Here is a 12,375-nt window from a genome sequence, read left to right on the forward strand (position 1 = left end):
GTTCTCCGGCTCACAAAAATAACTGTTTAATTGTTGTGAGATTATTGTTGCCATATTAGGGTGTTGACGTCCATCGCCATTAATTCACTTAACCGTTGCAAAAAAGAGAACAGGTAAAGGATGAGTCCATTTTCACGATTTGCGCTCTATTTTGTTGAAGTGGCGCGCTGCGGCAGCCTGCGACGCGCGGCAGAAAAACTGCATATTTCCGCCTCCGCCATTAACCGACAAATCCTGCAGGCCGAAGAGACGTTCGGTACGCCGTTGTTTGAGCGTTTACCGGAAGGGCTGCGCATGACCACTGCTGGCGAGCTGCTGTACGATAATCTGCTGCGTTGGCAAAAGGAGTTTCATCTCACGCGACAAAAGTTTGATGAGCTACAGGGGTTAAAGCGCGGCAACGTCAGCGTGGGAATGGTGCAGGCGCTGGCAGAGGGGAGTTTTGCCGCCGCGCTGGCGGATATCATTACCGACTGGCCGTGGCTGGAGTTAAACCTGCAGGTCTCCGATAGCCACACCGTCAGCCAGAAGGTACGCCTGGCAGATCTCGACTTTGGCCTGATTCTCGACCCGGAAGGTCAGGCCGGGCTGAGCGTGCTGGCGTTTGCCGAGCTGGCGATGGGCGTTGTGATGCGTCCGGATCATCTACTGGCGAGCGCTGAAAGCGTCTCCTTGGGGCAGCTTAGCGAAGAACGGCATATTGTGCCCGGCGCGCCGTTGATTGTGCATGAACGGGTGGCGATGCTCTATCGGCAGCACGATTTGTTTCCGGCCAACAGCATTGGCTGCAACGATATCCGGCTGATTAAATCGCTGGTACTGAAAGGCAGCGGCGTGACGATCCTCAGCCGGCTTGACGTGCTGGATGAGGTCAAACAAGGTCTGCTGGCGTTTGTTCCGCTGCGCAATAAGCAACTGAGACCACTTACGCTGGCCTTATGTACCGCCCCTTCACGCCAGCTTTCGCGTCCGGCGCAAAGGGTGATTCAGAAGCTCACTGCGGTGATGGAGGCGATGCAGACAAGCTGAAGGAGCCGCTGGCCCGGTTAGCCTAACGGGCCGCCCTGAATGGTTTCGCACAGCCCGTTAATAATGCGCTCACCGGTTTCGGTTTTTAACTCCTCATACCAGGCTTGCGTTTGCAGCATATTTTTGCCGTGAGTGACGTCGCAGCGCTTACGCGCCTTCAACACCAGATCGCGCACCCGGTCGCAGCGCTGCGCTTCGTACTGACGCAGCGTGCTGACGATGTCGCGGCTGTGGCGGAACAGATCGCCGAGAACGACGGCGTCTTCCAGCGCCGCGCAGCCACCCTGGCCGATATCCGGCGTGGTGCTGTGTCCGGCATCACCGAGCAGCGCCACTTTGCCGCGCACCAACCGGTCAAACGGTTCGATATCATGAATTTCAATGCGGTTGGTGGTCTGCGGATCCAGGGCGGCAATCAGCTTCTGCACCGGCGCTGCCCAACCGCTGAAGTAGCGGTGCAGATCGGCGCGCAGGGTACTGCGATCTTCGGCAAGCCCAGGCGGCAGCGGGACATCGAAGAAAAAGTAGAAGCGGCCAGCGGAAACCGGCATCAGCGAGACGCGTTTTCCCTCGCCAACAAAGGTGGTCCATTGATTGCCCGGCGCAATCTCCTCATCAATGTCGACCAGACCGTTCCAGTTCACATAGCCCGCGTAACGGCGTTCGGGGGTATAGCCCAGCACCCAGGGGCGCAGCGCCGAATGGCTCCCGTCAGCGGCAATCAGAAAGTCGCCTTCAGCCTGGGTGCCGTCGGTAAACCAGACGCGGACGCCGTCGTCATCTTCTTCGCAGCGGACAACGCGTTTGCCGAACTGCACGGCGTCGCGGCCCCAGAAGTCGAGCATTTCACGCTGCAATTCGGCGCGGGAAACCGGGCAGGGACGGCCACCGGTGCGTGCCACCAGCGGCGCAAGGCTGAACTGGGTGAGGGTTTCACCGCGCAGATACTCCTTATAAGCCAGAAAATGCATCGGGCCGCCGTAGTTTTCAATAATCTCGCCCATCCCCAGATGCTGCATGCACTTCACGCCGTTCGGCCAGATGGAAATGGCCGCGCCGACCGGCTTAATTTCTTTTACCGCTTCAAAAACGCCACATTCGATTCCCGCATTTTTCAGCGCGACCGCCGCGCTCAGCCCGCCAATTCCACCGCCAATGATCAATGCTTTCATTTACATCTCCTTTACCTGTGTCGTGAAGGCATTCAGCAATTTGCGTACCACAATGACGAAGACGCGGATTTGGCGGGTTTGCGGGGGAAGTGGGCAATGGGGTGCACAAATTAGGTGCATATTGGCGGTTTTGTTGCCTTTTTGTGAATCAATAATTTCTCCATTGGCTTAATGGAATCGAAAGTTTCACTTCCTTGCCCTCGCTGACTTGGGGGAGTATGGGGATGTATTTTTTATATCTCATTGTAAATAATGGAAAAGATTAAATGTTGCGAAAGTGTAATTGGTTTTGGCCTGTTTTATGCAGTAGTCACTGCACGCTTACTCGCAATGGATGAACGATCATGTCAGATGAAAAGAACGGGGGTTTACTGTACGGCCTTGAGCAGCGCATTCCGCCGCTTCCGGCCTTTTTCAGCGCGTTGCAGCACGTGCTTGCCGGTCTGGTGGGCATTATCACGCCGCCGTTGATTATCGGCGCGACCTTAGGATTAGGGGAATGGCTACCCTATTTGATCAGTATGTCTTTGCTGGCTTCGGGGATCGGCACCTTTTTGCAATCTAACCGGGTGTGGGGGATTGGCGCCGGAATGATCTGTATGCAGGGCACCAGCTTTGCGTTTCTCGGGGTCGCCATTGCCGGCGGTATGTGGGTTAAAGGGCAGGGCGGCACGCCGCAGGACATTATGGCCATGCTGTTTGGCGTCAACTTTGTTGCCGCGCTGGTGCCCTGTATTGTCAGCCGTTTTATCGAGCCGCTGAAGCGTATTTTTACGCCAGTGATTACCGGCAGCGTGATTGCGCTGATTGGCATCAGCCTGATTAAAGTCAGCATTATTAACTGGTGCGGCGGCGAACAGGCAAAAGCGTTTGGCAGCATGGGCAATATTACGCTGGGGGCGGTAACGCTGGCGACGATTGTGCTGCTGAGCTGCCTGAAAAACCGCTGGCTGCGCCTCTCTTCCGTGGTCATCGGGATTGCCGTTGGCTGTCTGGCCGCGGCGCTGAGCGGGATGTTCCAGCTAAAAGGCGTGGGTGAGGTCTGGTTCCGTCTGCCGCAGCTGTTCCCGTTCGGTTTCCAGTTCAACGGCGCGATTTTCTTGCCAATTGCGCTGGTTTCGCTGGTCTGTATTCTGGAGGCTGTTGGTGACCTGACGGCAAACTGCCTGATCTCACAGCAGTCCATTGACGATGGCGCCTTCCGTTCACGGCTGAAGGGCGGCATTCTGGCCGATGGGATTAGCTGCATGGTGGCGGCGATGCTGTGCGCGTTCCCCAATACCACGTTTGCGCAAAACAACGGCGTGATTCAGATGACCGGCGTCGCCAGCCGCTACGTTGGGCGTTACATTGGGGTTATCTTAATTCTGCTCGGCCTGTTCCCGCCGTTTGGCGAAATCCTGCGTCAGATTCCGGCGCCGGTATTAGGCGGCGCGACGATGGTTATGTTCGGTTGCGTCGTGGCGGCGGGAATTCGCATTATCACCCAGAAACCGTTGACCCGCCGCGATATGCTGATTGTTGGGCTGGCATTTGGTTTTGGTCTGGGGATTGAAGCGGTACCGGCGTTTCTGGCCCACTTCCCGCCGATGGTGGAGAACTTGTTTGGTTCTGCCGCTACCAGCGGCGGTCTGGTGGCGATTGTCCTCAATCTGATTATTCCTGAAGAGAAAGCCCCGCAGGAGAGCACTACAAGGAGCCGCGATGATCGCGCTGAATCACTTTAATCAATTAAGCGGCACGGAGGCCGCTTCACTGTTAGCACCTTGCGTTGCCATTCCTGGCTGGGCTGCCACGCTGGCCGCCGGGCGACCCTGGCGCTCACGTGAGCAGCTATTCAATACCGCGCAGCAGTTGATGGAGAACTGGGGCGAAGCCGAGCTGACGCAGGCGCTGAGCGCCCATCCGCGCATTGGCGAGAAACCCACGGGCGAGCAGGCGCACGCGGCGCTGTCACGCCAGGAACAGGGGAATGTGGACGATCGCGATGCACAGCTTGCACAGGCGCTGAAAGCGGGCAACGCCCGCTACGAAGCGCGCTTTGGTCGGGTGTTTTTAATTCGCGCCAAAGGGCGCAGCGGGGAAGACATTTTAGCGGCGCTGACGCGGCGTTTGCAGAACAGCGAGCGCGATGAGGCGCAGGAAGCCTTAGCGCAGCTGCGTGAAATTACGTTATTAAGACTGGAAGGAGTAATTGGCGAATGAGTACCTTGAGCACGCATATTCTGGATGTCTCGACTGGCCAACCGGCGCAGGGCGTCAGGGTGACGCTGGGGCGGGATGGCGCCGCGATTGCCCATGGCGTGACCGATGAGCATGGACGTATTGGCGCACTCAACGACGGGCCGCTGACGGCGGGAAACTACCGGCTGACGGCGGCAATCGGCGACTGGTTCGCCGCCCGCGGGCGCGAGACGTTGTACCTGAGTGCGCAAATCGATTTTGTTATCCGCGAGGCGGCGGACGATCACTACCATCTGCCGTTTTTAATTGCCCCAGGCGGCTGGTCCACCTATCGCGGTAGCTGATGCTAAGCCTGTTTTCCCGGCGTCGCGGATGACGCCGGGAGCGGATTATTCCTCTGCTGCATTCCCCCACACGCGTTCGCCGTTGACCCACGTTTCACTGATATTGCGTTCATCGCCCAACGTCATCAGGACAAACAGCTGTTCATAGATATCTTTGCACCGTTCGCTGCGCAGCCGCTGTAGCGGCGTCACCGCCGGATCGATGACCACGAAATCGGCCTCTTTACCGGGATGAAAATTACCAATGTGATCATCCAGACGCAGGGCGTGCGCGCCGCCAAGCGTGGCATGGTAAAACGCTTCGCTGGCGCGCAGACGATAGCTCTGGAGCTGGCTGACTTTGTAGGCCTCACCCAGCGTTCGCAGCATGCTGAAGGTGGTACCTGCCCCCACATCGCTGCCGATACCCATGCGCACCTGTTGATGCCAGCAGGTTGGCAGGCGGAACAGGCCGCTGCCCAGAAACAGATTTGACGTCGGGCAAAACGCCACCGCCGAACCGGTATCGTGCAGACACTGCCACTCCGCGTCCGCGAGGTGAATGGCGTGGGCAAACACGCTGCGTGGGCCGGTTAACTGGTAGTGATGGTAGACGTCGAGGTAGTGTTCATGCTCCGGCCACAGGTTTTTGACCCAGGCGATTTCGTTGAGGTTTTCGCTCAGATGGGTGTGCAGCCAGGTGTCCGGAAACTCTTCGCGCAGTTGCTGTACCGCCGCCAGCAGAGCGGGCGTGGAGGTCGGCGCGAAGCGCGGCGTAATGGCATAGCCCAGGCGGCCACGCTGGTGCCAGCGTTGTATCAGCTCGCGGGTCTGCCGATAGCTCTGTTCCGCGCTTTCGCTGAGATACTCCGGCGCGTGGCGATCCATCATCACCTTTCCGGCCAGCAGACGCATATTCAGACGCAGCGCTTCGCTAAACAGCGCATCCACCGACTCCGGATGCAGGGTACAAAATACCAGCGCGGTAGTGGTGCCGTGGCTGAGCAACTGGCTCACAAAAAAGCGGGCGATCCCGGCGGCATAGTCGGCATCGGCAAACTGACGTTCAACGGGAAAGGTATAGGTGGTCAGCCACTCAAGCAGCTGTTCGCCGAAAGCCCCGATCATTTCCGTTTGCGGATAGTGGACGTGGGCATCGACAAAGCCCGGCAGCAGTAGCTTACCGCGCAGGTCGCGATAGCCCGTTAGCGGATGCAGATATTGCTCGGCTTCCTGCCAGGGGAGCAGCGCGTGAATGCGGCCATCGCGCAGAAACAGCACGCCATCGTCCAGATAGCGGGCGTGGCTGGCGATATCGTCCGCGCTGTCGGCGACAGCGGCGATATCAAAAAAGGCGCCGCGTAGGGCGACGGAGTAGTCAATCATCATAGCTGCCTTGTGGGTGCGCGAAGGGAGAGAGGAAATCAGCAAAATTAATGCCAGTTTGCAGGAAAATACGCCGCGACAGGACGCCGCGGCGTAGGTATCCATTACTCTTTCTGGGCGAGGGCGTTAAAGCCGGCCGGTGCGGCGACACGCTCGTCGCGGGCAATCCAGCGATAGGCCGCGCCGCTCAGGAAGACGCCGATAAACCAGCTAAAGTTTGCCACTTCGTGCAGTGCAGGAATAAAGCTGATGACCAGGCCGATGGCGACGGAAGGCACCAGCGCCGCAATCGCCTTCGGGTTAAAGCCGTTGCGGTACCAGTATTTGCCCTTCGGCGTATCGTCGAACAGATCGTTAACCGATACCTGGCCGCGTTTGATGAGGTAGAAGTCGACGATCAGAATGCCAAACAGTGGCCCGATAAACGCCCCCAGCACGTCGAGGGTGTAGTGAATCAGCTCCGGCGAGTTAAACAGATTCCACGGCGTCAGCAGGATGGAACCCACGGCGGCGATCATCCCGCCGGTGCGGAAGCTGATTTTCTGCGGTGAACAGTTCGAGAAATCAAACGCCGGCGAGACAAAGTTGGCCACGATGTTGATGCCGATGGTGGCCGTGATCATGGTCAGCAGGCCAATGGCCACCGCCAGGTCATTGCCGACGCGGCTGACGGTTTCAATCGGGTCGGTAATCATGCGGCCAAACAGCGACTGGGTGCCGGAGACAATCACTACCGTGACAATAGAAAACAGCAGGAAGTTGAACGGCAGACCCCAGCGGTTGCCGCGGCGAATCTCGCCCATGCTTTTACCGTAGCGCGAGAAATCACCAAAGTTGAGCAGCGGGCCGGAGAAGTAGGAGACCACCAGCGCAGTCGCGGTAATCATCTGCCAGGTTTGCTCCCCGGCGCTTAGCGATTTACTGGCCAGCGTAAAGGAGATACCGTCAAAACCGGTTTTGTATACAATCCAGCCGGCCAGCCCCAGCATCACCACGTAGACCGCCGGCCCCGCGATATCGATAAAGCGTTTGATGGCGTTCATCCCGTGCCAGAAGACCATCGCCTGCAGCAGCCACATGGTCGCGAAACAGAGCCAGCCCAGATGCGACAGGCCAAGGAAGCTGGCTTCGGTCAGCGCCGACAGCGACGGCCAGAACTTCAGCATCACCAGCATCAGCGCGTTGGCCGCCAGATAGGTCTGAATGCCATACCACGCGAAGGCGATAAGCCCGCGGATCACCGCCGGAATATTCGCGCCGAAAACACCGAACGCCTGGCGACAAATCACCGCATAAGGTACGCCCGCCATCTGGCTGGGTTTGGCGACCAGGTTGGCGCACAGCTGAACGATACAAATCCCCACTAACAGGCACAGCAGCACCTGCCAGCTCGCCAGCCCCAGCGTAAAGAAGCTCGCCGCGACCACGTAGCCCCCCATGCTGTGTACGTCCGACATCCAGAATGAAAAGATGTTGTACCAGCTCCAGTTCTGATCGCGCGTCGGCGCCAGATCCTCATTACAAAGCCGTGGGCTGTATCCAGCGTGGGGATCAGCGGCCTTAACCTGATGCGTATTTTGTGTATTTGGCATGAAACCTGCTCCTGTTAATCAAAACCCATTGAGATGAACTGCTGAGGCTGTTGCAGGAATTGGGCCAAAATGTTTAATCTTGTATGCAAGAAATGAAATTTATGTATACGATTCGATGTCGAAAAGTAAAAATCGGAGTGGTTAATGAACAACCCTTATCTCGCCCAGGCCGCGCCAGCTCTGCATGACAAAGACGAATCCATCTATCAGGCGCTGATGACCGCGATTGTCGAGCATCAACTGCCACCGGGGAGCAAACTGCCGGAAGAAGCGCTGGCTGAGGTGTTTGGCGTGAGTCGCACCGGGATCCGAAAAGTGCTGCAACGACTCGCCACTGTGCAAATGGTCACATTAGCGCCCAAACGTGGTGCGCAGGTGGCCAGCCCGACGGTTGAAGAGTCTCAGGAGATCTTCCGGACTCGCGCGCTGCTGGAGGTGGCTAATTTGCCGGATGTGCTGGCCCGCTGCCAGCCGCCCCATCTGGCCGCGCTGGAGGCCATTACTCGTCAGGAACAACAGGCCCACGAGCGCTACGACGGCCCGGCGGCGATTCGCCACTCAGCCGAGTTCCACATTCATCTGCAGGCCATTTCCGGTAATCAGGTGCTGACCGGGATGGTGACCCATCTGAGCCAGCGCTCTTCATTAGTGATTGCCGCATGGGGATCGCCCTGGCGTCAGGGCTGCCGTTGCGACGACCATGAAAGGTTGATTGAACTGCTGCGGGATAAAGCCTTACAGCCCTTGAGTGATGCACTGATGCACCATTTTGAACATATCGTCGCCAGCCTCTGCTTTGAGCGTTCTGGCGTCACCTTGCCTGATTTTGCCCGGCTGTTTGCCGGTTATAAGGAGTCATGATGCCCGCCGTTCGTATACAAGTGATCAACCCCAACACCAGCCTCGCGATGACCGAGACCATCGGGGCCGCCGCCCGGGCGGTTGCCGCGCCGGGAACCGAGATTCTGGCGGTCTGCCCCAGCGCGGGCGTGCCGTCCATTGAGGGGCATTTTGATGAGGCGATTGCTGCCGTTGGCGTGCTGGAACAAATCAAAGCCGGTCGTCAGCAGGGTGTGGATGGCCACGTGATTGCCTGCTTCGGCGATCCGGGGCTTCTGGCGGCGCGCGAGCTGGCGCAGGGGCCGGTGGTGGGGATTGCCGAAGCGGCAATGCATATGGCGACGCTGGTGGCGACTCGCTTTTCCATCGTTACCACGCTGCCGCGCACCTTAATTATCGCCCGCCACCTGCTGCATCAATACGGTTTTCACGATCGCTGCGCCGCGCTGCACGCCATCGATCTCCCGGTGCTGGCGCTGGAGGACGGCAGCGGTCTGGCGCAGGAGAAAGTTCGCGCGCGCTGTATTCAGGCATTAAAGGAAGACGGCTGCGGCGCCATTGTGCTCGGCTGCGGCGGCATGGCGGATCTGGCGCAGGAACTGACTCGCGAACTGCGGGTGCCGGTCATCGACGGGGTGAGCGCGGCGGTCAAAATGGTTGAATCGCTGGTGGCGCTGGGACTATCGACCAGCAAGCACGGTGATTTAGCCTTCCCGGAAGCCAAGGCGCTGAGCGGGCAATTTCAGGCGTTAAATCCATTCTAATAAGAGGTAGCAGATGGCATTTCTGGCAGACGATTATCCGCGCGACCTGCGCGGCTACGCAGGACAACCGCCGCACGCGCGCTGGCCACACAACGCGCGCATCGCCGTACAGTTTGTTCTCAACTATGAGGAAGGGTCGGAAAACCACGTGCTGCACGGCGATGCCGGTTCCGAACAGTTTCTCTCGGATATTATCGGCGCGGCCAGCTACCCGGACCGCCATATGTCGATGGATTCATTGTATGAATACGGTAGCCGGGCCGGGTTCTGGCGTATTCATAACGCGTTCAGCAAGCGCGGTTTACCGCTGACGGTATTCGGCGTTGCCATGGCGCTGGCGCGTCAGCCTGAAGTGGTTGAGGCAATAAAAGCAGCGAATTATGACGTGGTCAGCCACGGCTGGCGCTGGATCCACTATCAGAATATGTCCATCGAGCAGGAGCGGGAGCACCTGCATAAAGCGGTACAGGTATTAACCGATCTCTTCGGCAAGCCGCCTACCGGCTGGTATACCGGACGCGACAGCCCCAATACGCGCCAGCTGGTGGTGGAACACGGCGGCTTTGAGTATGACAGCGATTACTATGGCGACGATTTGCCGTTCTGGCACGAAGTGGAATGCAGCGACGGCACGCGCAAGCCGCATCTGATTGTGCCGTACACCCTGGATGCTAACGATATGCGCTTCGCCACCGCCCAGGGGTTCAATACCGCCGAGCAGTTTTATACCTACCTGAAAGATAGCTTCGATGTGCTGTATGAAGAGGGGGAAAGCGCGCCGAAAATGATGTCCATCGGCATGCATTGCCGTCTGTTGGGGCGTCCGGGACGTTTTCGCGCGTTGCAGCGTTTTCTCGATTATATCCAGCAGCACGACGGCGTGTGGGTGTGTACGCGTCAGCAGATTGCGGACCACTGGCGGAAGACGCACCCGTTTAATCCATAAAGTCTCGCCCCTCTCCTTGCCGGGAAGAGGGGCCAATCGGTTAGCTCATCAGGCTGACCTGCGCGGCGACAATACGCCAGCCGTCGGCAAAACGAATCCAGGTTTGCTGCTGACGGCCAATGCGATCGCTGCCTTCACGCGTGAATTCGGTGCTGCATACCGCGTAATCATTGCCAAACGTGGTGATGAGGGTATTGCGCAGCGTGCGCTGTAAGCCCGCCGCGGGGCGAGCGGCGCGGAAAGCGCGGATTTCATCAATACCGTACAGGTTCTCGCCCGCCCCTAAACGGACCGTACGCGGGTCGTGCCAGAATAATGCATCCAGCACCGCCACATCGTTGCTCACCAGCGCCGCTTCGTAACGGTAAAACGCCGCGCTGACTTCGGCGTGGACCTGTGGTTGATTAATCTGTTCTGACATCATCATGCGGCTAGCTCCACGGCGCGGGACTCGGTGAGGCCCATCTCTTCCAGTACCCGCGCGACGCGCAGGCAGGCCTGTTCATTAAATGGCGCGGCAATCAGCTGCACCCCAATCGGCAGGCCGCCAGCGGTCCGCAGGGGCACGGTGACCACCGGTAGCCCGAGGAAGGAAATCGGCTGTGTCAGCATCCCCATACTGGCGCGAACAGGTAGCGCCTGGCCGTTGATTTCCATGGTTTGGTCACCAATAAGGGTTGCGCTGCACGGTGTGGCCGGGGCGATCAGCACGTCGGCATGGGCGAATAACGTCTTAAACATTTGCTGTGCGTGACGGCGGAAACGCTGCGCCTGAATATACCAGGCGGAGGGGATCATCGCCCCGGCCAGCAGACGCTCGCGGGAGTGTGGCTCAAAGCGATCCGGCTGACGACGTAGCTCCGGAAGATACTGATTTCCGCCTTCGGACGCGCTAACAATAAACGCGGCAGAACGGGCCAGCTCGGCCTGGGCAAACAGCAGTTCGTCCTGCACATCGAGCGCGTGTGCGACCTGTTCGACGGCGGCACGCGCATCGTTATCGCACCAGGTGGCAAAATAGCCGCCCAGGGTGGCGCAGCGTAAACCATCCAGCCCGCGCGACAGCAGGTTCATTGTGCGATCGCTGGCTTTGTCAGCCTGAAAACCGTCGGCCGGGTCGCGCCCCTGTAGCGCATCGTAGACCGCCGAGAGATCGCCAACGCTACGGGCAAAGGGGCCAATATGATCGAGGCTGGCGACGAACGGGTGGCTGCCCGAACGCGATAAACGGCCAAAGGTCGGTTTTAAACCAAAGATCCCGCACAGCGAGGCCGGAACGCGTATGGAACCGTTGGTATCGCTGCCCAGGGAGAATGAGACCAGACCCGCCGCGACCGCTGCCGCCGAGCCGCCGGATGATCCTCCGGCTATCCGCGAGAGATCGTGCGGGTTGTGCGTGGCGCCGTAATGGCTATTTTCGGTCGTGAAACCGTAGGCGTAGGCATCCATATTCAGCATCCCCGAGAGCAACGCTCCCGCGCTGTGTAGCTGGCGTACTGCCCAGCTATCGGCGGTGGCGGCAGGGCGATCGCTGAGCAATTCGGCCCCGGCAAGCGTCGTGTGTCCAGCGACATCGAACAGATTTTTTACCGCATAGGGAACCCCGGCCAACGCAGGGAGGGGTTTCGATTCTCGTCGTAAGGTGTCGATGTTGTCCGCTTCGGCGAGCATCCGTTTTTCACAGACATGGGTCCAGGCGTTAAGCTGTGGATTACGCTGCGCAATCTTCTCCAGGGTGCTGCGGGCGATCTCCCTGGCGCTCAGTTCACCGCTCGCCAGCGCGCGTTGAATATCATGGATGGTCATCTCTGGCAGCTTCATGCTTTATACACTCCGGCAATTTCGATGCGGTCATCGAGGGGAAATTCCAGCAGCGGCGAGGCCATGGCGGCAATGCGTCTAAATTGCACTCTAAGCTCCGCGCGCCGAGTGTCGTCCAGTTCCAGCGCCAGCAGCTGTTCCATTTGGCTGAGATAAGCGTCCCAATCGGGTTGTGGTGTATTCATTATCGACTCCTCGAACATCGGTGGCGGTTCTATGCGCCTTCAAATAGCTCTTATGTCCGCTGAGCGTTGCAAAAGCTGTTCCATGTCTGAACGTAAAGTTTCATGCCTGGACGATAGCGCGCACTTTTTGCCA

General features: G+C 58.6%; 12 protein-coding genes and 1 pseudogene. 7 read left to right on the forward strand and 6 right to left on the reverse strand.

The annotated features are described in order from the left end of the window. Positions 1 to 120: 120 nt before the first annotated feature. A complete protein-coding gene (hpxR, locus tag GY169_RS10100; RefSeq protein WP_167575651.1) occupies positions 121 to 1,029 on the forward strand; it encodes a LysR family hpxDE operon transcriptional regulator HpxR in 909 nt (302 codons plus the stop codon). Between the two features lie 17 nt (positions 1,030 to 1,046). Here the strand turns inward: hpxR and hpxO are convergent, their stop codons facing one another. Then, a complete protein-coding gene (hpxO, locus tag GY169_RS10105) occupies positions 1,047 to 2,201 on the reverse strand; it encodes an FAD-dependent urate hydroxylase HpxO (protein ID WP_167575652.1) in 1,155 nt (384 codons plus the stop codon). Positions 2,202 to 2,545: 344 nt separating this feature from the next. Here hpxO and GY169_RS10110 point away from each other — a divergent pair, with 344 nt between their 5' ends. Genes GY169_RS10110 through uraH form a run of 3 tightly spaced genes read left to right on the forward strand, consistent with a single transcriptional unit; the run spans position 2,546 to position 4,729 of the window. Continuing rightward, on the forward strand, positions 2,546 to 3,928 hold the full coding sequence (locus GY169_RS10110; RefSeq protein ID WP_167575653.1) for a nucleobase:cation symporter-2 family protein: 1,383 nt from the start codon (positions 2,546 to 2,548) through the stop codon (positions 3,926 to 3,928). After that, positions 3,906 to 4,406 carry a 2-oxo-4-hydroxy-4-carboxy-5-ureidoimidazoline decarboxylase gene (gene uraD / locus GY169_RS10115; RefSeq protein WP_167575654.1) on the forward strand — a complete coding sequence of 167 codons (501 nt, stop codon included), beginning with the start codon at positions 3,906 to 3,908 and terminating at the stop codon, positions 4,404 to 4,406. The genes GY169_RS10110 and uraD overlap by 23 nt, the downstream gene beginning before the upstream one ends. After that, positions 4,403 to 4,729 (forward strand): hydroxyisourate hydrolase, encoded by a 327-nt coding sequence (gene uraH, locus GY169_RS10120; protein ID WP_167575655.1) that lies wholly within the window; start codon positions 4,403 to 4,405, stop codon positions 4,727 to 4,729. The genes uraD and uraH overlap by 4 nt, the downstream gene beginning before the upstream one ends. Before the next feature lie 45 nt (positions 4,730 to 4,774). Here uraH and guaD read toward each other — a convergent pair whose 3' ends face one another. Both guaD and GY169_RS10130 read right to left on the reverse strand, forming a co-directional pair. Further along, positions 4,775 to 6,094: a guanine deaminase gene (guaD, locus tag GY169_RS10125; RefSeq protein ID WP_167577279.1), complete on the reverse strand. Its 1,320-nt coding sequence runs from the start codon at positions 6,092 to 6,094 to the stop codon at positions 4,775 to 4,777. Positions 6,095 to 6,198: 104 nt separating this feature from the next. Then, on the reverse strand, positions 6,199 to 7,686 hold the full coding sequence (locus tag GY169_RS10130) for an NCS1 family nucleobase:cation symporter-1 (protein ID WP_167575656.1): 1,488 nt from the start codon (positions 7,684 to 7,686) through the stop codon (positions 6,199 to 6,201). Positions 7,687 to 7,830: 144 nt separating this feature from the next. On the opposite strand from GY169_RS10130, the gene GY169_RS10135 reads away from it, so the two are divergent. From GY169_RS10135 to puuE, 3 genes and pseudogenes are all read left to right on the forward strand, one after another. Next, positions 7,831 to 8,547, forward strand: coding sequence for a GntR family transcriptional regulator (locus GY169_RS10135; RefSeq protein ID WP_167575657.1), 717 nt, complete (start codon positions 7,831 to 7,833; stop codon positions 8,545 to 8,547). Then, a pseudogene (gene hpxA / locus GY169_RS10140) lies at positions 8,547 to 9,419 on the forward strand (allantoin racemase). Before GY169_RS10135 ends, hpxA begins: the two are co-directional and overlap by 1 nt. After that, the gene (gene puuE / locus GY169_RS10145; protein WP_167575658.1) at positions 9,304 to 10,236 is read left to right on the forward strand and encodes an allantoinase PuuE; all 933 of its coding nucleotides are present in this window, start codon (positions 9,304 to 9,306) and stop codon (positions 10,234 to 10,236) included. Before hpxA ends, puuE begins: the two are co-directional and overlap by 116 nt. Positions 10,237 to 10,276: 40 nt before the next feature. Here puuE and hpxZ read toward each other — a convergent pair whose 3' ends face one another. Genes hpxZ through hpxX form a run of 3 tightly spaced genes read right to left on the reverse strand, consistent with a single transcriptional unit; the run spans position 10,277 to position 12,242 of the window. After that, the gene (gene hpxZ / locus GY169_RS10150; protein ID WP_065356721.1) at positions 10,277 to 10,663 is read right to left on the reverse strand and encodes an oxalurate catabolism protein HpxZ; all 387 of its coding nucleotides are present in this window, start codon (positions 10,661 to 10,663) and stop codon (positions 10,277 to 10,279) included. Continuing rightward, positions 10,660 to 12,057: an AtzE family amidohydrolase gene (locus GY169_RS10155; protein WP_167575659.1), complete on the reverse strand. Its 1,398-nt coding sequence runs from the start codon at positions 12,055 to 12,057 to the stop codon at positions 10,660 to 10,662. The genes hpxZ and GY169_RS10155 overlap by 4 nt, the downstream gene beginning before the upstream one ends. Next, positions 12,054 to 12,242, reverse strand: a complete 189-nt coding sequence (gene hpxX, locus GY169_RS10160) for an oxalurate catabolism protein HpxX (RefSeq protein ID WP_167575660.1) — start codon at positions 12,240 to 12,242, stop codon at positions 12,054 to 12,056. Before hpxX ends, GY169_RS10155 begins: the two co-directional genes overlap by 4 nt. Positions 12,243 to 12,375 lie beyond the last annotated feature (133 nt).

The organism is Kluyvera genomosp. 3 (genome assembly GCF_011765685.1).
In the GTDB taxonomy this organism is placed as follows: domain Bacteria; phylum Pseudomonadota; class Gammaproteobacteria; order Enterobacterales; family Enterobacteriaceae; genus Kluyvera; species Kluyvera georgiana_A.